The following is a 21,422-nucleotide window of genomic DNA, read 5'->3' as shown; positions in this document are numbered from 1 at the left end:
CGTGCCGACATGACACCACACACATCGCATGTGCCGTGACACATACGGGAAGGGGCCGGGATCACCTCACCCAACCCACCCACCCTAACCAGACAGATCGGCAACGGGCGGCACGGCTCGGGATGGATCGTGACAAGATCAGAACCGTTGTTAGCAACCGAGCGGTTCCTTTTGGGCTGATTTGTATGCGGGGGAGCGCAGCGCATAACCCCGCCAGCGTCAGGGGGCGGAAATGACTAAACTCAACGCCTCTGAAACCAAGACCGCCTTCGCCACACGGGTCGGCCTGACCAAGGGCCGCATCTCGCAACTGGTGGCCGATGGTCTGCCCGTGCGACCCGATGGTCAGATCGATGTGGCCGAGGGGTTGGCATGGATCGAGGACAATCTTGATCCATCGCGCCGCAACAAGGGTGGTGCTCCTGCGGCCCCTGCCCGTGTCAGCACCACGCTGGCCGAGGCCAAACGCCTGCATGAAATCGTCAAGGTGCAGCGCGCCAAGCTGGCGTTCGAACGCGAACAGGGTCAACTGATCGAAACCGTCGCGGCCACCCGCACGGTGTTCGCCCGCGCCCGTGCCGAACGCGACGCGCACATGGCGTGGGTGCAGCGCACCGCGCCGTTGTTAGCCGCCGAGGTCGGGGCCGATCCGCGCGCCACCTTTGCCGCCCTTGACCGGATGATGCGCGAACATCTCGAATACCTGGCCGACATGCCGCTGGGGAGTTTTGGCGATGGTGCCTGAAATTGACCTCGCCTGGCGGCGTGGCATCCGCCCTGAACCGCCGATCCCGGTGTCGGACTGGGCCGACCGCCATCGCATCCTGCCGCCCACCTCGGCCGAACCGGGGCGCTGGCGCACCGACCGCACGCCTTACCTGCGCGCGGTGATGGACGCGCTGTCCACCTCCAGCCCCTATGAACGCGTCGTGCTGATGAAAGGTGCGCAGACGGGAGGGTCCGAGGCTGGGCTGAACTGGCTGGGCTACATCATCCAGAACGCACCCGGCATCGCCATGCTGGTCATGCCGTCGCTCGACATGGTGCGGCGCAACACGACCGTGCGGATTGATCCGCTGATCGAGGCCACCCCTGCCCTGCGTGATCTGGTCTCGGCCCCAAGGTCACGCGACGCCGGGAACAGCCTGTTCCGCAAATCCTTCCCGGGCGGCCAGTTGGTGATGACCGGTGCGAACAGCGCGGTGGGACTGCGGTCCACCCCGGTGCGGTATCTGTTCCTGGACGAGGTTGACGGCTACCCCGGCGATGCCGATGGCGAGGGTGATCCGGTCGATCTCGCGATCCAGCGCACCACCACCTTCCGGGGGCGGCGCAAGATCTACATGGTGTCGACCCCCACGCTGAAAGGCCATTCCCGCATCGAGGCGGCCTACCTTGACAGCGATCAGCGGTATTTCCATGTCCCCTGCCAGCATTGCGGCGACATGGCCCCGATCACTTGGGCGCGCATCCGCTGGCCCGAAGGGCAGCGCGACGCCGCCTATCTGGTCTGCGATGCCTGCGGCGGTGTGCATCATGAGCACGAAAAGCCGCGGCTGATGTCTGCCGGTGAATGGCGACCGACCGCGCCGGGCGATGGCCGCACCGCGGGGTTCCACCTGTCGTCGCTCTATTCGCCGTGGGAGACATGGGCCGAGATCGCGCAGGAGCACGCCCGCGTCGCCAAGGATCCCGCGCGTCTACAGGTCTGGGTCAACACCAAGCTGGGCGAGTCTTGGGAGGACCAGGCGGGCGACACCGTCCCTGCTGATCCCCTCATGGCGCGGCGCGAGGAGTGGGGCAGCGACCTCGCTCCCGGCGTGGCCGTGCTGACGGCGGGCGTCGATGTGCAGGGCGACCGGATCGAGGTGCAGGTTGTCGGCTGGGGCCGTGACGAGGAAGCATGGGTGATCGACTATCGCGTGCTGTGGGGCGACCCTTCCGGCCCGCGCCTCTGGTCCGATCTCGACGGCGTGCTGAACGGCACCTATGGCGATCTGCCGGTGCGCGCCGTGGCGGTGGACACCGGCGGCCACCACACCAAGATGGCCTACGAGTTCTGCCGCACCCGCCTCGCTCGCCGCGTCTGGGCGATCAAGGGCCGTGGCGGCCCCGGCATCCCGGTCTGGCCGCGCCGTCCCACCCGCAGCAACAAGGCAAAGATCCCGCTCTTCATCGTCGGCGTCGATGCTGTGAAGGATGCCGTCTTCGCTCGCCTGAAACTGACCGAACCTGGCCCCGGCGCTATCCACTTCCCCCGCCGCCTCGACGCCGACTACTTCCGCCAGTTGACCGCTGAACGCGTCGTCACCCGCTTCGAGAAAGGCCGACCCATCCGTTCGTGGCAACCCAAGCGCGACGGCGAACGCAACGAGGCGCTGGACACCTTCGTCTACGCCCACGCCGCCTTGCACGGGCTGATAAGCATGGGGATGCGGTTGAACGAGGAGGCTGAGGGGAGGGTCTGCGCACCGCTGCAGCCTGCGCGTACGGCGATCCGCTCTGCATGGATGGGATGACTCTTGTCGCCTAGCAGAGAGCGCAAAGGGCTTTTGGCACGCCAACAACTTGCTCGACGACTTCATAAAGCAGCCAGCACGCATATTCAGAGTGAAGCCGGAAAATGGATTTGCCTGCACCCTGTTCGATGTGGAACTCTCTAGCGTTCCGATGTAACTTGATCGAGAACAATAACAGAACAAGGTGATCCAGTGACAGAGGCGGTGCGATTCACGAAACGCTATGGCGACGTTGGCGAGGCTAAATCTGACGGGGCAACCTACACACCCGAGCGCTTGCTGACTTCGTGGCTGATCGCATCTTAGCAACTGCCAACCTTGCGTCTGGACGGGCCATCAAGGTTCTTGACCCTGCCATAGGGCACGGCGAGTTGCTCCTTGCACTTCTTGACCGAATTGATGGGCCTGTCGAAGTCTTCGGATTTGAAACAGACCATTTGGCTTTGGCAGAAGCTCGCGGCCGCCTTTCGCGCGAACATCCGCAGGCTGTCCTGAACCTCCGTCTCGGCAGCTTCCTGGACCATGTCCTTGACGACTTCACGGGTGGGCTGTTCGGCACAGCGGAACCGTATGACGTCATCATCGCCAACCCGCCGTATGTGCGCACACAGATTATTGGTGCCGACCGTGCGCAGAAACTCGCCCAGCAGTTCGGGCTGACAGGGCGCGTTGACCTGTACCACGCCTTCTTGCTCGGCATGGCAACAGTCTTGGCGCCAGAAGGCGCGGCGGGCTTCATCGTCTCAAACCGATTCATGACGACCAAGGGCGGCGCATCCGCCCGCGCTGGGATGATGACTGGCCTCCGGCTGCGCGAAGTCTATGACTTGGGCGACACAAAACTGTTCGATGCTGCCGTGCTGCCTGCCGTACTGATCGCACGGGGCGTAGGGGCGGAGCCTGCGACACCGTCCTTCCTGACAATCTATCAGACGAAGGACCAACCCGCGCACACGGCCGCTGACCCGATAGAAGCCCTCGGAAAACATGGCGCGGTGTCTATTCCCGATGGCCGGACCTTCCTTGTTCAGCATGGGACGCTGGACACGGGCGGAGACCCTGCCGGGGTGTGGCGGCTGGCATCAGCAGGTATAGAAAGCTGGCTGGCAACCGTGGACCAGCACGCCTGGGGCACTTTCCGCGACATTGGCAAGATCAGGGTCGGGATCAAGACGTGCGCCGACAAGGTATTCCTGCCGAAGAGCTGGGACTGCGCGCTAGAGTTGCACCGACCCTTGACGACGCACCACACTGCGCGGCGCTTTCGGCCCGAGCCACACAACCGGCTGGTCCTGTACCCGCACCATGCAGTTGACGGCAAGAAGCAAGCTGTGGACCTGTCGCAGTATCCGGCCAGCCTCGCCTACCTTGAGCAGCACCGGCAGACCCTAGAGGACCGCAGTTATGTAATTGAGGCCGGGCGGCAGTGGTATGAAATCTGGGTGCCGCAGAACCCGACAGACTGGCCCGGGCCGAAACTGGTATTCCGGGACATTTCCGAGCAGCCAACCTTCTGGTTGGACCTTGAGGGGACAGTTGTAAACGGCGACTGCTATTGGCTGACCGGGGATGAGGACCTGTTGTGGCTCGCGGTGGGCGTGGCCAACTCCACTTTCATCGAGCGCTTCTATGACCTCCGCTTCAACAACAAACTCTATGCGGGGCGGCGGCGGTTCATCACTCAGTATGTCGAGCAGTTTCCCCTTCCTGATCCCGAGAGCGGCGGCGCAAGGGAGATTGTGGCCGCCTGCCGTGAACTGTACACCCGGCTGGCCGATGGCTCCGACCCAGTCCTTGAACAGAGGATTGACCGGATGGTCTGGGCAGCTTTCGGCCTACCTGTAGAAGAAGTCTGACGGCAGCGGTATCTGGAGCTTCTTGTTTAGCACCTTCCCGCCAAACTGCGGGAAGCGGGAGAAGAAGCTCGCTCCTGTCGTCAGGTAAAGGCGGGTAAGCGTAACTTCGGTTCCGTCCGTTTGGGCATAGAACAGGGCATAACGAACATCGCAGTGGCGGACCTGCGTTCCGGCGATCTGTGGCACGTCCAGCGGCTCCTCGCTCGATGGCCTGACCAATCCGAGGTCGATGGTTGGCGACGTCTGTAACTTGACCTCCAGCAACTGGTTGCGAACATCGGGAAAGCGCCCATCGTCGCGGTAGTCGGCATAGCCCAGAAGCTCGCAGACGATGCGGTGCAGCGCGGCACCCCTGTTGCGTTCCTGATCCCAACCGGCATCAGGGAAGGACCGGCCAACTGCGCCGCGAAGCCGCTCGAAAACCTCGCCAATGGGCAGGACCATGCCGTGCGCTGGGTGGTCTATCGGGCTGACTGTTTGAGCTAGGTTTGCCCCGGCCCGGGTATGGGGCAGGAGGGCGTCGGTGTCGGTCGGGGAAACCAGCTCCTCAAGTGCCACCCCAGGGACCAGCCGCGCCTGATACTTTTGCGTCAGTGTGCCGGTGGTATCGAGTTGCGCCAGTTCCTCGCCGTTGACGACCTTGACCCTTGCGATCTGGTCGACCTCGTCGACACGCAGGATGACATAGCGGCGCGTCGGGGAGAGCTCCTCGTTCCAGACTTGCAGGTTGTTTGACTTCTGAGCGTAGGTGTCGAACATTTGGCCCACAAATCGCGGCTGTGTTTTCTTGAAGCTGGAGGGCACGGGGTAGCCCAGAGCGCGGCAGACGCTTTCCTTTACCACTTTCGATCTCGTCCGAAGCGCTAGACCGGCAAGGCTGATCCCGCGCAACCTCTCGTCGAGGATTGCCTCGAGTTCAGGTGTGGGAACCCACAATTCTGGGTCTCCAATTTCAATATGATCGTAAATCGTGAGACCACTGTCTGCGATTGATTTTACGTAATCCCTGTCCATCGTGCCTCAGCATTCCCAATTTTTTGAGAAGCCTAGCAGTTGGTTCAGGGATCGACTAGCCGCCTCGTATCAGATCGCCAACAGACATTCCCGACCATTCCCAACCGCTCTGATACCCCGGAGGCGCTGGAAATGAGACAATCCGCGACATGCGGACGCTACTCAATCGCCTTTTCGGGTTCACGCGCACGCGCGGCTTTGACGCTGCGGGGGGCGGTCGGCGTTGGGAGGGCCAGCGCACCGTCGATGGGCTGAACACGGCGATCCTGGCGGGCGCGACGACGGCGGCGCGGCGGGCCGGATGGTATGCCCGCAACAACCCGTGGGTGGCGGCGGCGGTGGACAGCCTGGTGGGCAATGTCGTCGGCGCAGGGATCAAGCCACAATCGACCCATCCCGATCGGGCGGTGCGCGAACGGCTGCAGGTTCTTTGGTTGCGCTGGACCGATCATGCCGATCCCGGTGGGCTTGCCGACTTCTATGGGCTGCAGGCCATGGCCGTGCGCGCGATGGTCGAGGGCGGCGAGAGTTTCGCCCGGCTGCGCGTCGTGCCCGACGCCCCTGCCGTTCCCCTGCACATCGACCTGTTGGACCGGGACCAGGTGCCGCTGGACCTGCACCGCGATATTGGCGGCGGCGCGCGCATCCGGGCGGGGATCGAGTTCAATGGCGCTGGGCAGCGCACCGCCTATTGGGTGATGCGCGACCGGCCCGGCGATCCGCTGACGTCGCTGCGGCTGGAACCGCTGCGCTTGCCTGCCACGGATTGCCTGCACCTTTTCAAGCCGCTCGCCGCTGGCCAGTTGCGCGGGATCACCTGGCTCGCTCCGGTGCTGCTGCGGCTGCATGAGTTGGACCAATTCGAGGATGCTGCACTGGTGAAGGCCAAGGTGGCGGCTTTGTTCACCGGCTTCATCACTGATCCGGATGGCACGGCCGGAGGCCTGAGCGGAACGAACACCAATGGCGCGCTGACTGTGGGGATGGAGCCCGGCAGTCTGATCCCTCTGCCGCCCGGCACCGACATCCGGTTTTCCAACCCGACCGAAAGCGATGCCTACGGCCCCTTCGTGAAAAACCACCTCCGCGCCGTGGCCGCTGGCATGGGTCTGCCCTACGAACTGGTTTCGGGCGATCTGGAGGGCGTCACCTATTCCTCGATCCGGGCCGGGCTGATTGAGTTTCGTCGGCGGGTGGAGCAACTGCAGCACAACGTGGTCGTACATCTGTTCTGCCGCCCGGTCTGGGACCGCTTCGTGCGGCTGGCTGTGCTGTCAGGCGATCTGCCCGCGCGGGATTTCGACCGCGATCCCGCAGCCTATCTCGGCTGCGAATGGCTCCCGCCCAAGTTCGACTATGTCGATCCCAAGAAGGACGTGGAGGCAGAGATCCTCGCCATCAACGCTGGTCTCAAAAGCCGCCGCCAGGCGATTTCCGAACGGGGCTACGACGCCGAACAGGTCGATGCCGAGATTGCCGCCGGCAAGGCGCGTACTGATGCGCTGGGCCTGAGCTTCGGTGCGCCGCCCGACCAGAAGGAGGACATCCCCGATGAATGACACCATCACCCTGCTGACGCGCCGCGCCGACCTGGCCCCAGCCAGCGCCAACCGCGATGACCGCACCGTCGAGGTGATCTGGTCCACCGGCGCGGCTGTGCGCCGCCGCGACATGGCTGGCCCGTATGTCGAACGCCTCAGCCTTGCGCCGGAAGCGGTGGACCTGTCGCGGCTGCAAGGGGCCAGCGTGCTGGATGCCCACCGGCAATCCGCCGTCCGCGATGTTCTGGGCAGCGTGCAATCCGCCGATGTCGATGGTCAGCGTGGCACGGCGCTGATCCGTTTTTCCTCGCGCCCCGAGGTGGAACCGCTCTGGCAGGATGTCCTGTCGGGGATCCTGCGGCACGTATCGGTTGGCTATTCGGTCGAGGAATGGGTCGAGAGCACAGACAACGGTGCGCGGGTGCTGACCGCCGTGCGCTGGACCCCACACGAGATTTCCCTCGTCCCCACCCCGGCTGACCCCGGCGCACATATCCGCATGGAGACCAACATGACCGACACCACCATCACCCCGGCCCCGCCCGAGATGCAGACCCGCGCCGCAATCAACACCGAAATCCGCTCCATCGCCCGCATCGCCGGGCTGGACCAGTCCTGGATCGACGGCCAGATCGACGCTGCCGCAGATGCCGACACCGCACGGCGCGCGGCCTTTGACGCTCTGGCCACTCGCAGCGCACCGACCATCCGCACCGAACAGGTGCGCGTCGAGATGGGCGAAAGCCAGGACGACCCGGGCTTGCGCGCCCGCCAGATGGGCGAGGCGCTGTATGCTCGCATCAACCCGCGCCACGACCTCAGCGAACCGGCGCGGCGCTATGCCTATGCGACGCCAGTGGACATGGCCAAGGAATTGCTGACCCTGCGCGGCGAGTCCACGATGGCGCTGTCGCCTGCGAGCCTCGTGACCCGGGCGCTGCACACCACCTCGGATTTCCCGATCATCCTCGGGGATACAGTGGGCCGCGTGCTGCGAGATGCCTACCAGGCCGCCCCTTCCGGAATCCGCCGCCTCGGCCGCCAGACCTCGGCTAGGGACTTCAGGTCGGTGAACAAGATAATGCTGGGCGAAGCCCCGCTGCTGGAAAAGCTGAACGAGCACGGAGAGATCAAGGCCGGGACGATGGCCGAGGCGCGCGAAGCCTACAAGATCGAGACCTGGGCGAAGAAGATCGGCATCACCCGGCAAGTGCTGGTCAACGACGACATCGGCGCGTTCTCGGACCTTGCGCGCCGCATGGGCCAGGGGGCGGCAGAAACCGAGGCGCGGATTCTCGTCACCCTGCTGGAGGCCAATAGCGGCAACGGCCCGACCTTGTCGGACACCAAGGCGCTGTTCCACGCTGACCACGGCAACAAGGCTGGCAGCGGCGCAGTGATCTCCGATGCGACTCTCTCTGCCGCGCGGCTGGCGCTGCGCACCCAGAAGGGCATCGAGGACCGCACGATTCGCGTAACGCCGAAGAACCTGCTGGTCCCTCCCGCGCTGGAGACCGTGGCGGAGAAATGGCTGGCATCCATCGCACCCGCAACCGCCGCCGACGTGAACCCGTTCTCGGGGGCGATGTCGCTGGTGGTGGAACCCCGCCTGTCCAGCGCCACGCGCTGGTATGTCACGGCAGACCCGGGTGAGATCGACGGCCTCGAATTCGCATACCTCTCGGGCAACGAGGGGCCGCAGGTCGAAAGCCGCTCCGGCTGGGATGTCGACGGCGTGGAAATCCGGGTGATCCTGGACTTCGGCGCGGGCTTTATCGACCACCGTGGCTGGTTCCAGAACGCGGGCGCGTAATGGCCGACCTCACCCAACTGACCGCCTGGCGCGACGCCCTAATGGCCGCCCGCTATCAGGGCATCCGCACCGTCGAATACGACGGCAAGCGGGTGACCTATGCCAGCGACGCGGAAATGGCGGCCGCGCTGGGCGACCTCAACCGGCAGATCACCGGCACCACGGCGCGCATCGCCGTGGTCCGTATCCAATCCTCGAAAGGGCTTTGACCATGAAGAACTTCATCCAGAACGGCCACATCATCCGCGTGACGGCCCCGGTGGGCGGGATCACCTCAGGCACCGCGATCATCGTGGGAAACATCTTTGGCATCGCTGCCTACACGTCGGCAGATGGCGATCCGGTCGAACTGGGCACCACAGGGGTCTATCAGCTGCCCAAGGCCACCACCGCCGTGCTGACGGTCGGCGCGCGGGTGGCATGGGACAATACGGCCAAGAACATCAACTTGCCGGGCACCGGGCGCTTCCCTGTCGGGATTGCGACCGAGGCAGCAGGGAACGGCATCACCAGCGTCGCTGTTCGGCTGGATGGCGTGGGGACGGTGGCAGCTTGAGGCCCTTCAATCATCGAGCTTGGCAATGCCAAGTGTCCGCTCGATCTGCTTTCGCAGATTTGTCAGTCCTCTATGATCGCTCGGCGTCTTCGGGACTGTGATCGTGTCAAGGCCGTCGAACTGCTTGTCGGCTTCTAGGCGGATGTGCTTGTTATCCGATTTTTCCGAATAGCCATGTCGAGCAAGGAGGGACCTCAGTTCGCTGGCAACGCGCTTGGGGTCCTTCGTTGCTCTTGCGAGGTCTTGGAAAAGCTCGGAGAGAGCGGGTGATACAGGAAGCCGATCAACCACTCGCTGCAGGATGGCCCTCGACCTCGTGTCGAGGCCTATCTGCTCCGCGACCGACAATGTTGTTTTGGCCGCAAGGCGCAGCCGATCTGATACCTCTCCGGAGTATATCTCCGGCCCGATACGCCGAACGAGGTTGTCGGCTGAAAACTCGCCCTCGTCCGTTCCAACACTGTCAGATGGCAAGGCGACAAGCTGCTGCTCGAGTTGCCTGATCCTATCTTGCAGGTTCTCGATCTCGTCGAGGTAAAGTTGCTCGCTTTCAGCCGCAGTAAGGCGAGTCTTTTCGCTTACGCGCTGTGCCCGAAGGGCCTGCTCTTGCAGTTCCGTCCAGTCCCATCCAAATGATGGCATCTGGCTTCGTAGGGTTGATGCTGCCTCCCTGATCGTTGCAGCCAGTTCAATATCATCTTGGATCTGCCATCCGACGTAGTACCGCCTGACAATGCCTTGGCCCGGGGCAGACAAAGCGATGGTGCCTCCGTAGGCATTTTTCGCCTCAGTCTGCGTTCGGAGCGAGAACGAAAAGGCACGATCTGGTTCTACAATCACATGCGCAATGCCACCGAGGTCGTAGGCCAGCTTTTCAATTTCGCGCTGGCCAAGCAGCCAAGTAGACTTGCCAGTTGCGGAAACATAGACTGTCGGAAGCCATTTTGATGCTTCACCCAGCGTAACCGCGCTGGCCCTGGACAGACCTTCGTCGTTGTGCGCCAGCCAGATCGGCCGGTCTGCCACTTCAAGCTGACGGTCTTTACCGCCCCATCCGTTCTTGATGAGCGCCTTTATGAGGTAAGGCTTTCTCGGGGTTTCCAGTTTCGCGCCGGCTGTGGTCGCGATGCACTGGGTCCGAAGACGAACAAGATCTTGGCCGCCGTCTGCGGCTCCACGTCGCAAAACGCACTCAGTGCGCCACACCCGCCCCACGTCATCCGGCAGGTCATGACGGGCCCCTATGGCCATCCAGCCATCGGCGGATTGAAGCTCTCGCATTCGGAGTTCTTCACCGCTTTCAGATCGAATGTGGACGTTGGCCCCGTCGAGTTCCGCAGTGGACCCGCTTGAAAGAACCGTTTGATGCTTCATGCCCCGAAGCCACCCCACTACCTCAGCAACGAAGGCTGCACGGTTGGGACTAGCTCGGACAGGAAATTCGGTTGAGAAAGGAAGCATAGCGGAAAGATCAGCCATCACCGCTACCGCGTCAATGGGGATTCAATCACGCTCCGCTCTTACCGTCATGCTTTCACAACGCCCTCAGTGCTGTCTGTCATCGCCCTCGCGGAACACGCCATATCGGTGATTTCGCAGAGGCGGGCGTGATAGTGGTTCAGCGTGCCGACGTGGCCCCAGTTCACGTCCTCGGGGCAGTAGTCGAAATGGTCGGCGCTGAGGGCTGCCAGGCGCGCGAGCATCGCGTCGATCTCGGTCTTGACGGCGATGAAGGCGTCCAGCGCGGCGTCATTGGTCTTGGGCATGATGGTCCCCGAGTTGGTTGCGAGGACATGACGGCTCTGGCTTGCCCGGAGGTCAAGTTCAATCGGACATGGAACGTCCCGCGAACATCCGACCATTTCCGTGTCGCACGGGTGTTGCACGGAGGAATCGGGTCTCGACGTAAGGGTTTGGAATCTTTGGGGAATGTGTTGTGCGGTGTTGCAACGCAAAAAGCGCCCCGCGGGGCGCCTTGCATCAGCCTAAGCCTTTGATATATTGATAGGTATTTTGGTTGCGGGAGTAGGATTTGAACCTACGACCTTCAGGTTATGAGCCTGACGAGCTACCGGGCTGCTCCACCCCGCGACATTTTGTTGTGCGTTGGCCTTTTTCGGCTTGCACAGTGCTTTGTGTTTTTGTCAAAGCACGATCTTTAACAGAACATATATGTTCTTTATATTTCCCGATGTCTGTGTGGATCGATCTGGGATATTTAGATATCGTTAGAGAGATTAAATGTGGCTCTTTATTAGGTTTGGCGGTGACCTACTCTCCCACGACTTAAGTCGCAGTACCATCGGCGCAACCGTGCTTAACGGCCGAGTTCGGGATGGGATCGGGTGTTTCACTAGCGCTGTGACCACCAAACCGAATAAAGAGCCACGACCGGGTTTGAGGCCCGGCCTTGTCCAAGTCAGATACATTATACTGTGTGTTGGTATGTATGCTTCTGTTTGTCACAGTGAGTAAAACTTTTCAGTTTTGCTTTTACTGGATCAAATCAAGCCTATCGAGCAATTAGTACTGGTCAACTGAATGCATTACTGCACTTACATCTCCAGCCTATCGACGAGGTGGTCTACCTCGGCTCTCAGGGATACCTTGTTTTGAGGGGGGCTTCCCGCTTAGATGCCTTCAGCGGTTATCCTTTCCGATCATAGCTACCCAGCACTGCTATTGGCATAACAACTGGTCCACCAGTGGATCGTTCACCCCGGTCCTCTCGTACTAGGGGCAACTCCTCTCAAGTATCCTACACCCACGGCAGATAGGGACCGAACTGTCTCACGACGTTCTAAACCCAGCTCACGTACCTCTTTAAACGGCGAACAGCCGTACCCTTGGGACCTGCTCCAGCCCCAGGATGAGATGAGCCGACATCGAGGTGCCAAACACTGCCGTCGATATGGACTCTTGGGCAGTATCAGCCTGTTATCCCCGGCGTACCTTTTATCCGTTGAGCGATGGCCCTTCCACTCGGGACCACCGGATCACTATGGCCGACTTTCGTCTCTGCTCGACTTGTCAGTCTTGCAGTCAGGCTGGCTTCTGCCATTGCACTCAACGAGCGATTTCCGACCGCTCTGAGCCAACCTTCGCGCGCCTCCGTTACTCTTTAGGAGGCGACCGCCCCAGTCAAACTACCCGCCACACAGGGTCCCGGAACCGGATAACGGTCCGCGGTTAGACATCAAGCAGAACAAGGGTGGTATCTCAAGGGAGGCTCCACAGGGACTAGCGTCCCTGCTTCAAAGCCTACCACCTATCCTGCACATGTTCGGCCTAATGCCAGTGTGAAGCTGTAGTAAAGGTGCACGGGGTCTTTCCGTCTAACCGCGGGAAGCCTGCATCTTGACAGGCAATTCAATTTCGCTGAGTCTATGTTGGAGACAGCGGGGAAGTCGTTACGCCATTCGTGCAGGTCGGAACTTACCCGACAAGGAATTTCGCTACCTTAGGACCGTTATAGTTACGGCCGCCGTTTACCTGGGCTTCAATTCGGAGCTTGCACTCCTCCTTTTAACCTTCAGGCACCGGGCAGGCGTCAGACCCTATACGTCGTCTTACGACTTCGCAGAGCCCTGTGTTTTTAGTAAACAGTCGCCACCCCCTGGTTTGTGCCCCCAGCTCCAAGTTGCCTTAGAACCGGGCCTCCTTCTCGCGAACTTACGGAGGTATTTTGCCGAGTTCCTTCAACATAGTTCTCTCAAGCGCCTTGGTATTCTCTACCAGTCCACCTGTGTCGGTTTAGGGTACGATCTTATGTAAGAGCTATTTCCAGGAACCTCTAAGCAGCCCATTCAATCCGATAAGGATGAACTACCCTCGAGATCCGTCACTTCTTACTGGCCCAGGAATATTAACCTGGTTCCCATCGACTACGCCTTTCGGCCTCGCCTTAGGGGTCGGCTCACCCTGCTCAGATTAGCTTTAAGCAGGAACCCTTGGACTTTCGGCGACAGGGTCTCTCACCCTGTTTGTCGCTACTCATGTCATCATTCTCACTAGTGATCTCTCCACCGGATCGCTCACGCGCCGGCTTCACAGAAAGCACCATGCCTTGTGCTACCGCCTTCGGCTACTTGAGCACTTGCGTGTCCAAATATTCGACTGCGGTAATAAAGACAGGTCCTATGTCACACTACGCTCTGCTACCATGCCTTACGGCATCCTCAGCTTCGGCTCATGGCTTGAGCCCCGTTACATCTTCGCCGCAGGACAACTTATCTAGACCAGTGAGCTGTTACGCTATCTTTAAAGGATGGCTGCTTCTAAGCCAACCTCCTGGTTGTTTTGGTCGTCCCACCTGCTTTCCCACTTAGCCATGAATTAGGGGCCTTAGCTGGAGGTCAGGGTTGTTTCCCTCTTCACAACGGACGTTAGCATCCGCTGTGTGTCTGCCATCTAGTACTCCCGGGTATTCGGAGTTTGGTTAGGATCAGTAAGCCTGTGGGGCCCCATTACCCATCCAGTGCTCTACCCCCCGGGGTATTCGGATGACGCTCTACCTAAATAGATTTCGCAGAGAACCAGCTATCTCCGAGTTTGATTGGCCTTTCACCCCTAGGCACAACTCATCCCGACCTTTTTCAACAGGTGTGGGTTCGGACCTCCAGTAAGTGTTACCTTACCTTCATCCTGGTCATGCCTAGATCACTCGGTTTCGGGTCTGATCCCACGAACTCATGCGCCCTATTAAGACTCGCTTTCGCTGCGCCTACACCTAACGGCTTAAGCTTGCTCGTGAGACCAAGTCGATGACCCATTATACAAAAGGTACGCCGTCAGGGCTCAAGGCCCCTCCGACTGCTTGTAGGCGTCCGGTTTCAGAAACTGTTTCACTCCCCTCGTCGGGGTGCTTTTCACCTTTCCCTCACGGTACTGGTTCACTATCGGTCAGTAAGGAGTACTTAGCCTTCGGGGGTGGTCCCCCGATCTTCAGACAGAATTTCACGTGTTCCGCCCTACTTAATACGTCCCTCAAAGCTTCCTATACGGGGCTGTCACCCGCTATGGCCATGGTTTCCAACATGTTCTAGTCACTTATCAGGCTCGGCTGGTTCCCGTTCGCTCGCCGCTACTAGGGAAGTCTCTATTGATGTCCTTTCCTCCGGGTACTTAGATGTTTCAGTTCCCCGGGTTTGCTCTTATAAACCTATGTATTCAGTCTATAAGTACCTGGTTCAGCCGGATATAAAGTGCCATCTCACTCGAAAGTGGTCAGGCAATTATATCAAACTGTCAGGTGGGTTCCCCCATTCGGAAATTCATGGATCAAAGCCTATTCTCAGCTCCCCATGACTTATCGCAGAGTATCACGTCCTTCATCGCCTCTTACTGCCTAGGCATTCACCAAACGCCCTTTTCGCGCTTGATTTGATCCAGAAAGAGCAAAACTGAGAACCAAAAGGTTCTCGCCATCTTGCAGGCCGACACAAGCTGGTAAGATGTGACGGCGCGCTTTCCAAACCAAAAGCATACATTTTCCCGCCAGACCTCTCAGGTCTGACATAAGATCACATCCACCGTATGAAGCGGATGCGTCTTGGTTCAAGACCGTGCGATCTTGAACCGGTTAGTGTATTTTGACTTGGACAACACTGCGATTTCAGAAGGGATACGTCATTAAAGATCGAGGAAACAATCTTTAAAACGCCTCTCGCACCCAGTGGGTGCAAGTCCATCTGAGATCAACCACTTACGCGTGATGATCAACAGTGTTGCATTTTAATCTCTCTATACGATGTCAATTGGCACCTCCTTGCGGAGGCACCGCTGTCCAAATGGACGAGAAAACACTCTAAAGTGTTTGCTGATACATTCAGACGGCTAAGGTCGAACTATGGCCATTCTCGCGACTGACACTTTCTTGCAGAAAGTGCAAAGTGATGGTGGAGCCTATCGGGATCGAACCGATGACCCCCTGCTTGCAAAGCAGGTGCTCTCCCAGCTGAGCTAAGGCCCCGTTATCACAAAGTGATGGTGGGTCGAGGAGGACTTGAACCTCCGACCTCACGCTTATCAGGCGTGCGCTCTAACCACCTGAGCTACCGACCCAAGACAGACCGGTAGTGGCCTGTAAATTCTAGTGTTACGAAGAGATATGAGGACGGCCTGGTCCGAGTTTGATCAACTATTACGTTGATCTTATGCTACATTGAATGTCCTACCGCCTATCCGGCTAAGTGAGGACTGTAGCTGCTAAGTGTTCCACGAGTAAGAACAAGTTCTTGCTGCTAGGAACATCCTTAGAAAGGAGGTGATCCAGCCGCAGGTTCCCCTACGGCTACCTTGTTACGACTTCACCCCAGTCGCTGAGCCTACCGTGGTCCGCTGCCTCCTCGAAAGGTTGGCGCACGGCCGTCGGGTAGACCCAACTCCCATGGTGTGACGGGCGGTGTGTACAAGGCCCGGGAACGTATTCACCGCGTCATGCTGTTACGCGATTACTAGCGATTCCGACTTCATGGGGCCGAGTTGCAGACCCCAATCCGAACTGAGACAGCTTTTTGGGATTAACCCATTGTCACTGCCATTGTAGCACGTGTGTAGCCCAACCCGTAAGGGCCATGAGGACTTGACGTCATCCACACCTTCCTCCCGCTTATCACGGGCAGTTTCCCTAGAGTCCCCGGCCAAACCGCTGGTAACTAAGGATGTGGGTTGCGCTCGTTGCCGGACTTAACCGAACATCTCACGACACGAGCTGACGACAGCCATGCAGCACCTGTCACTGATCCAGCCGAACTGAAGGAAAGTATCTCTACGATCCGCGATCAGGATGTCAAGGGTTGGTAAGGTTCTGCGCGTTGCTTCGAATTAAACCACATGCTCCACCGCTTGTGCGGGCCCCCGTCAATTCCTTTGAGTTTTAATCTTGCGACCGTACTCCCCAGGCGGAATGCTTAATCCGTTAGGTGTGACACCGAATAGCATGCTACCCGACGTCTGGCATTCATCGTTTACGGTGTGGACTACCAGGGTATCTAATCCTGTTTGCTCCCCACACTTTCGCACCTCAGCGTCAGTATCGAGCCAGTAAGCCGCCTTCGCCACTGGTGTTCCTCCGAATATCTACGAATTTCACCTCTACACTCGGAATTCCACTTACCTCTCTCGAACTCAAGACTAGCAGTATCAAAGGCAGTTCCAGGGTTGAGCCCTGGGATTTCACCTCTGACTGACTAGTCCGCCTACGTGCGCTTTACGCCCAGTAATTCCGAACAACGCTAACCCCCTCCGTATTACCGCGGCTGCTGGCACGGAGTTAGCCGGGGTTTCTTTACCTGCTACCGTCATTATCTTCACAGGCGAAAGAGCTTTACGACCCTAAGGCCTTCATCACTCACGCGGCATCGCTAGATCAGGCTTGCGCCCATTGTCTAAGATTCCCCACTGCTGCCTCCCGTAGGAGTCTGGGCCGTGTCTCAGTCCCAGTGTTGCTGATCATCCTCTCAAACCAGCTAAAGATCGTAGACTTGGTAGGCCATTACCCCACCAACTATCTAATCTTACGCGGGCCGATCCAAATCCGATAAATCTTTCCCCCGAAGGGCGTATACGGTATTACTCTCAGTTTCCCGAGGCTATTCCGTAGATCTGGGTACGTTCCCACGCGTTACTAACCCGTCCGCCGCTAGATCCGAAGATCCCGCTCGACTTGCATGTGTTAGGCGTGCCGCCAGCGTTCGTTCTGAGCCAGGATCAAACTCTCAAGTTGAAATGCATTACTGCATAACCTTGACGTTCGAACCTCTGCACATCGCCCTACCTATCAAATAAGTAGGGACTTCTGTTTGTTGTGCTTCAGTTAACAAAGTTAACAAAAAGCCGACAAACAGTGAAGCTGACACTCTATAATCGGTAGCGAGTAAAACCCATTCCCTAAGAGCGCGATATGCTGAGCTTCGTCAGTCGATAAGACCAAACCGCCCACATATCTCTTCGTTCAACCAAATTTTCAAAGAGCCAGAGACAAAAACCAGACCAGTGCGCCAAACCTCTTCAGCGCGCCCGCCCAGATCAAACCTCAAAATTTTCTTCCGCGTCCCAATCCGAACTTCCCTAAGTCACTCTCGCGACCCCGTTCCGTCCGCCCCGTTCAGCGCCCCGTCAGTGACTGCGTCGCTGCCGGTGAAGGGGGTTCTAAGGCGAGTGCGACAAACCCGCAACCCCTTTTTTCAGTTTTATGACAGATAGATCAACATTTTCTCACAAACCCCTTATTTTATAGGCGATGCAGCATAATTTTTTGCGTCTGCGAAGGCCGTTTTAAGCATTATGGAGGGATCAGCGGGTGAAACACGGCGCTCTCTGCAGACATTCGCCGGATGAATCGCCAAATCACTCGCCTCATAGATGCAGGTTGCCCCCAGATGCCCCGACGTAAGGCGAGTGATTTTGTGAATCAGGGCTGAATCGCGCGAGTCACCCGACTCGCAAAGCCCCAAAATATGCGCCGCCAGGTCGTCAAAACGAGAATGACAGGCGGTTCAGTCAGTGATCTGATCATTCACTGCTGTCGGGAATACCTCTAACCGTGTCTCCAAACAGAGGCCCGCCTCCGCCGCCTTCGTGTCACAGGTGGCGACGACGTTCTTTTGAAAGATCACCACCTCGCTATTATTGGCGTCACCGCTGTTGTTGCTCACGTCCTCCTGACTGGTGCCGGACATCGGACTGGCTGCCTCTGTTGCGCAGGCAAGGGCCGGCGCAACGCTGCATGTCAGGACAGCAAAGGTCAGCCGCCTGCAAAGCGGTGCGAGATAAAATGGGGGAGTGATATGTCTCATGCAAAACCTCGCTCAAATTCATGATTGAACAAAGCCTAAGGGTGCCTCGCCTATTTCCCCAGAAAATAGCACCCGGCATTTTCATCAAAGCAGCGTGGATATTTTAATGGGCTCTTTACGATGTGACTCCAAGGACCACGGTCTATCTTGACGCGAAAACGGGCGAGGTCTCCCCCGCCCGCTTCCCTATAGACATATATGTGCGCTCTCAGGCGTAGCGCACATCGTCGCCTTCGCTCTCAGGGGCTTTGAGCGCCTCAATCGCCGCATCAATGGTGACATTGCCACACACCGTGCCATCAGGGCGCTGCACCGGACAGCATTTGCTTGGCGATTTGTGCAGCTTCGGCAACGCGTCCTCAATCGAATCCGTGGTCAACACGGGTTTGCCTTGCGAGTTCGCAGGCGCTTTCATGATCGACCGGACGCGCACGACCTTGGCGCGGTTCACGTCCTTGATGAAATCGGTGATGTAATCATCCGCCGGGTTCATGATGATCGCCTGTGGGTCGCCGGACTGAATGATCTCGCCATCCCGCAAAATCGCGATCCGGTCGCCGATGTTGAGCGCCTCGTCCAAATCATGGGTGATAAAGATGATGGTCTTATGCAGCTCCTCTTGCAGCTCCAACAGGATCGACTGCATATCGGTGCGGATCAAAGGATCGAGCGCTGAAAAGGCTTCGTCCATCAGCAGGATGTCCGCATCGGTCGCCAAAGCGCGGGCCAGACCCACGCGCTGTTGTTGCCCCCCGGAGAGCTGTGAAGGGTATTGATCCTCAAACCCGGCCAGACCGACCCGATCCAACCATTTGCGCGCGCGCGCGTCCGCTTCTTTGCCGTCGACGCCTTGGATCTCCAACCCATACATCGCATTTTCCAACACGGTGCGGTGCGGCAAGAGGCCGAATTTCTGAAACACCATCGACATTTTGAACCGCCGCAAATCGCGGAGCTGTTTGTCGTCCATCGTCAGAACATTTTCGCCATCGACCCAAATCTCGCCAGAGGTCGGTTCGATCAGGCGATTGAGGTGGCGGATCAGGGTGGATTTCCCCGACCCTGACAGCCCCATGATCACCTGAATTTTCTGCGCCGGGATGTCGAGGTTGATGTCATTAAGCCCCAACGCATGGTTGTGAAGGTCCATCAGCTCAGGCTTACTCATCCCCGCGCAAACATGCTCCAACACCGCTTCGGGCATTTCCCCAAAGATTTTATAGAGCCCTTTGATGCGCACTTTCGGGGCGTCTTCGCCCGTATCTGTGCTCGGCACTGTTTCTGTCACCTGAACCTCAGCCATGCCCTGTCTCCCGATATGCTTGCAAGCGCTTGCCGTAGGTCTGGCTGACGCGGTCAAAAATAATCGCCAAAGCGACAATGGCGAGGCCATTCATCAGGCCCAAAGCGAGGTATTGGTTGCCAATGGCACGCAGCACCTGTGTGCCAAGGCCACGCACACCAATCATCGACGCGATCACCACCATCGACAGTGCCATCATGATTGTTTGGTTCACACCGGCAAAGATGTTCGGCAAAGCCAACGGGATTTGCACGCCAAAGAGTTTCTCGCGGCTCGATGCGCCAAAGGCCTCTGCCGCCTCCATCACATCGCGGTCCACCAAACGAATGCCCAGATTGGTCAAACGCACGATCGGCGGAATGGCATAAATGCATACGGCAATCAGGCCCGGCACCTTACCGATGCCCAACAACATGACGACCGGAATGAGATAGACGAAAGACGGAATCGTCTGCATCACATCGAGGATCGGGGTGACAAGCGATTGCGCCCGGTCACTGCGCGACATCAACACGCCAATCGGGATACCCAACGCCACACACAGGAATGTGGCCACCGTGATCATCGCCAAAGTGGACATGGTGTCTTCCCACATCCCAAAGATGCCGATCAGCAAAAGCGAAATGACCGCCCCCACGGTGATTTTCCAACTGCGCGCGCCAAACCATGTCAGTGCCGCGATCACCAAAATGACCAGCGGCCATGGCGCGCCGGTTAAAACATCCTCAAACCAGATGAGAAATTTAAGAAGGGGATTGAAGAAGGCCTCGATCGCTTCGCCATTGGCGCGCGAGAAGGTGCGAAACCCTTCATCAATCCCCTGCTTGAACGACGACAAGTCCTGTCGGCCAAGAGAGGGGAATTCGGTTAAAAACTCCAGCATATGTGTGTTCCTTATATATGGAAGAAGGGCCCGCAACCAAGTTGCAGGCCCTCGAGATTCTTCAAACGCGGACTTAGAGCGCGTCCTTGACCTTTTCGGCCACCTCAGGTGTCACCCACTGGGTCCACACCTCTTCATGCTTGGCGAGGAACTCATAGGCAGCATCTTCACCAATCGCTTGGTTGTCGGTCATGTAGACCAACATCTCGTTCATCACCTCACCCGGAAAAACGCGAGCTTTGAGGTAATCAAGAACGCCTGCGGGTGCGATGTCCGGCACGTCGGTGGTGACAACTGTCGACACTTCGGATTTGGTCCAGCTCGACGGTTTCGGGTCCATACACTCGGATTCGGATTTTACGATACACCCGTCCCAGTTCTCAGACCCGGCCCATTCGGTTTCAAACGCCAAAGGCACCAGTTTGTATTTGCCGATCACAGCGGTCGGGTTCCAGTAGTAGCCAAACCACGGCTGTTCCCGCTCGGCCGCTTTCGCGATGGAGCCTTCGAGACCTGCGGCAGAGCCCGGATCGACCAGAACCCAGCCTTTTGCTTCCATATCAAAGGCACGGAACATATTGGCGTTGGCGGGCTGACAGCCCCACCCCGCCGGACAGCCCATAAAGGCGCCTTTGCTTTTGTCCTCAGAGTAAGGGAACAGTTCCGGGTGTTCGATCAGCTTTTCAACCGTATCGAGTTCCGGGTGCTCGGCGGCAAAAGACGGTGTCACCCACCAGCCCTCGCCCAGACCCGTGATCGGACCATCAAGCAATTTGATCATGTGACCGTCTTCAACCGCTTTGGCCAAAGGCTCGCGCACCGCATTGGTCCAAAGCTCGGGCGCAATCTGTGGTTCGCCCTTTTCGTTCATCGAGGCAAACAGAGTGTTGGTGCCGCCGTTGACCAGCTCAACGTCACAGCCAAAGCCTTCTTCAAGGATGATAGCATCGACATTGGCCATCAACTCACCAGACGCCCAGTTGAACTCTGCCACTTTGAGATCACCACATTCGTCAGCGGCGAAAGCGCCACCAGCCATGGTACCAAGAGCCAAAACGCTGGCCGCAAAAAATTTAGATTTCATCATAAGGGGAATCCCCGCTTACTTCGTGTGTGTTCTCCGGCCAGACGTTAACGCA

The 21,422-nt window shown here is 58.6% G+C and carries 14 protein-coding genes, 3 tRNA genes and 3 rRNA genes; 7 read left to right on the top strand and 13 right to left on the bottom strand.

Features of this window, described 5'->3' with window-relative positions; translation table 11 throughout:
• Positions 1-232: 232 nt before the first annotated feature.
• From DA792_RS19760 to DA792_RS19750, 3 genes are all read left to right on the top strand, one after another.
• A complete protein-coding gene (locus DA792_RS19760) occupies positions 233-745 on the top strand; it encodes a hypothetical protein (protein WP_107722295.1) in 513 nt (170 codons plus the stop codon).
• Positions 735-2,519, top strand: coding sequence for a phage terminase large subunit family protein (locus DA792_RS19755; RefSeq protein ID WP_107722293.1), 1,785 nt, complete (start codon positions 735-737; stop codon positions 2,517-2,519). Before DA792_RS19760 ends, DA792_RS19755 begins: the two co-directional genes overlap by 11 nt.
• 287 nt (positions 2,520-2,806) lie before the next feature.
• Entirely contained in the window at positions 2,807-4,375 is a 1,569-nt protein-coding gene (locus DA792_RS19750; RefSeq protein ID WP_302666253.1) for an Eco57I restriction-modification methylase domain-containing protein, read from the top strand.
• On the opposite strand, the gene DA792_RS19745 is transcribed toward DA792_RS19750, so the two are convergent.
• The gene (locus DA792_RS19745) at positions 4,355-5,389 is read right to left on the bottom strand and encodes a restriction endonuclease (protein ID WP_107722291.1); all 1,035 of its coding nucleotides are present in this window, start codon (positions 5,387-5,389) and stop codon (positions 4,355-4,357) included. The two genes, DA792_RS19750 and DA792_RS19745, sit on opposite strands and share 21 nt — an antisense overlap.
• 149 nt (positions 5,390-5,538) lie before the next feature.
• Here DA792_RS19745 and DA792_RS19740 point away from each other — a divergent pair, with 149 nt between their 5' ends.
• The 4 genes from DA792_RS19740 to DA792_RS19725 are packed head-to-tail and all read left to right on the top strand — an operon-like array spanning position 5,539 to position 9,299.
• The gene (locus DA792_RS19740) at positions 5,539-6,948 is read left to right on the top strand and encodes a phage portal protein (RefSeq protein ID WP_107722289.1); all 1,410 of its coding nucleotides are present in this window, start codon (positions 5,539-5,541) and stop codon (positions 6,946-6,948) included.
• Complete coding sequence (locus DA792_RS19735) at positions 6,941-8,743, top strand: prohead protease/major capsid protein fusion protein (RefSeq protein WP_107722287.1); 1,803 nt, start codon at positions 6,941-6,943, stop codon at positions 8,741-8,743. The genes DA792_RS19740 and DA792_RS19735 overlap by 8 nt, the downstream gene beginning before the upstream one ends.
• Positions 8,743-8,952, top strand: coding sequence for a phage head-tail joining protein (locus DA792_RS19730; protein WP_107722285.1), 210 nt, complete (start codon positions 8,743-8,745; stop codon positions 8,950-8,952). Before DA792_RS19735 ends, DA792_RS19730 begins: the two co-directional genes overlap by 1 nt.
• 2 nt (positions 8,953-8,954) lie before the next feature.
• A complete protein-coding gene (locus DA792_RS19725) occupies positions 8,955-9,299 on the top strand; it encodes a DUF2190 family protein (RefSeq protein WP_107722282.1) in 345 nt (114 codons plus the stop codon).
• A gap of 6 nt (positions 9,300-9,305) precedes the next feature.
• Here the strand turns inward: DA792_RS19725 and DA792_RS19720 are convergent, their stop codons facing one another.
• The 12 genes from DA792_RS19720 to DA792_RS19665 all read right to left on the bottom strand — a co-directional run bounded on the left by DA792_RS19720 (position 9,306) and on the right by DA792_RS19665 (position 21,370).
• On the bottom strand, positions 9,306-10,673 hold the full coding sequence (locus tag DA792_RS19720) for a hypothetical protein (RefSeq protein ID WP_159075338.1): 1,368 nt from the start codon (positions 10,671-10,673) through the stop codon (positions 9,306-9,308).
• A 152-nt stretch (positions 10,674-10,825) separates the two neighbouring features.
• The gene (locus DA792_RS19715) at positions 10,826-11,065 is read right to left on the bottom strand and encodes a hypothetical protein (RefSeq protein WP_107722278.1); all 240 of its coding nucleotides are present in this window, start codon (positions 11,063-11,065) and stop codon (positions 10,826-10,828) included.
• Positions 11,066-11,313: 248 nt separating this feature from the next.
• Positions 11,314-11,390, bottom strand: a tRNA-Met gene (locus DA792_RS19710).
• Between the two features lie 167 nt (positions 11,391-11,557).
• Positions 11,558-11,672, bottom strand: a 5S ribosomal RNA gene (rrf, locus tag DA792_RS19705).
• A 129-nt stretch (positions 11,673-11,801) separates the two neighbouring features.
• A 23S ribosomal RNA gene (locus tag DA792_RS19700) occupies positions 11,802-14,682 on the bottom strand.
• 512 nt (positions 14,683-15,194) lie between these two features.
• Positions 15,195-15,270: transfer RNA gene (locus DA792_RS19695), tRNA-Ala, on the bottom strand.
• Between the two features lie 15 nt (positions 15,271-15,285).
• Positions 15,286-15,362, bottom strand: a tRNA-Ile gene (locus DA792_RS19690).
• Between the two features lie 195 nt (positions 15,363-15,557).
• Positions 15,558-17,025, bottom strand: a 16S ribosomal RNA gene (locus DA792_RS19685).
• The 16S, 23S and 5S rRNA genes sit together here with 3 tRNA genes alongside, the layout of an rRNA operon.
• A 772-nt stretch (positions 17,026-17,797) precedes the next feature.
• Positions 17,798-18,097: a hypothetical protein gene (locus DA792_RS22350; protein WP_159075337.1), complete on the bottom strand. Its 300-nt coding sequence runs from the start codon at positions 18,095-18,097 to the stop codon at positions 17,798-17,800.
• A 208-nt stretch (positions 18,098-18,305) separates the two neighbouring features.
• A complete protein-coding gene (locus tag DA792_RS19675) occupies positions 18,306-19,400 on the bottom strand; it encodes a quaternary amine ABC transporter ATP-binding protein (RefSeq protein ID WP_107722273.1) in 1,095 nt (364 codons plus the stop codon).
• Positions 19,393-20,283, bottom strand: a complete 891-nt coding sequence (locus DA792_RS19670) for an ABC transporter permease (protein WP_107722271.1) — start codon at positions 20,281-20,283, stop codon at positions 19,393-19,395. The genes DA792_RS19675 and DA792_RS19670 overlap by 8 nt, the downstream gene beginning before the upstream one ends.
• 73 nt (positions 20,284-20,356) lie before the next feature.
• Entirely contained in the window at positions 20,357-21,370 is a 1,014-nt protein-coding gene (locus DA792_RS19665; RefSeq protein ID WP_107722269.1) for a glycine betaine ABC transporter substrate-binding protein, read from the bottom strand.
• Between the last annotated feature and the right edge of the window lie 52 nt (positions 21,371-21,422).

Origin of the sequence: Celeribacter baekdonensis (assembly GCF_003047105.1) — a bacterium.
In the GTDB taxonomy this organism is placed as follows: Bacteria; Pseudomonadota; Alphaproteobacteria; order Rhodobacterales; family Rhodobacteraceae; genus Celeribacter; species Celeribacter baekdonensis_B.
The sequence above is the reverse complement of the archived record's forward strand: the minus strand, read 5'-3'. Positions and strand labels throughout refer to the sequence as shown.

Bases quoted from the DNA above. Each gene is read 5' to 3' on its own strand.
- DA792_RS19760 (WP_107722295.1), top strand. From the start codon at position 233: ATGACTAAACTCAACGCCTCTGAAACCAAGACCGCCTTCGCCACACGG.
- DA792_RS19755 (WP_107722293.1), top strand. From the start codon at position 735: ATGGTGCCTGAAATTGACCTCGCCTGGCGGCGTGGCATCCGCCCTGAA.
- DA792_RS19745 (WP_107722291.1), bottom strand. From the start codon at position 5,389: ATGGACAGGGATTACGTAAAATCAATCGCAGACAGTGGTCTCACGATT.
- DA792_RS19740 (WP_107722289.1), top strand. From the start codon at position 5,539: ATGCGGACGCTACTCAATCGCCTTTTCGGGTTCACGCGCACGCGCGGC.
- DA792_RS19735 (WP_107722287.1), top strand. From the start codon at position 6,941: ATGAATGACACCATCACCCTGCTGACGCGCCGCGCCGACCTGGCCCCA.
- DA792_RS19730 (WP_107722285.1), top strand. From the start codon at position 8,743: ATGGCCGACCTCACCCAACTGACCGCCTGGCGCGACGCCCTAATGGCC.
- DA792_RS19725 (WP_107722282.1), top strand. From the start codon at position 8,955: ATGAAGAACTTCATCCAGAACGGCCACATCATCCGCGTGACGGCCCCG.
- DA792_RS19720 (WP_159075338.1), bottom strand. From the start codon at position 10,673: ATGAAGCATCAAACGGTTCTTTCAAGCGGGTCCACTGCGGAACTCGAC.
- DA792_RS19715 (WP_107722278.1), bottom strand. From the start codon at position 11,065: ATGCCCAAGACCAATGACGCCGCGCTGGACGCCTTCATCGCCGTCAAG.
- DA792_RS22350 (WP_159075337.1), bottom strand. From the start codon at position 18,097: ATGAGACATATCACTCCCCCATTTTATCTCGCACCGCTTTGCAGGCGG.
- DA792_RS19675 (WP_107722273.1), bottom strand. From the start codon at position 19,400: ATGGCTGAGGTTCAGGTGACAGAAACAGTGCCGAGCACAGATACGGGC.
- DA792_RS19670 (WP_107722271.1), bottom strand. From the start codon at position 20,283: ATGCTGGAGTTTTTAACCGAATTCCCCTCTCTTGGCCGACAGGACTTG.
- DA792_RS19665 (WP_107722269.1), bottom strand. From the start codon at position 21,370: ATGATGAAATCTAAATTTTTTGCGGCCAGCGTTTTGGCTCTTGGTACC.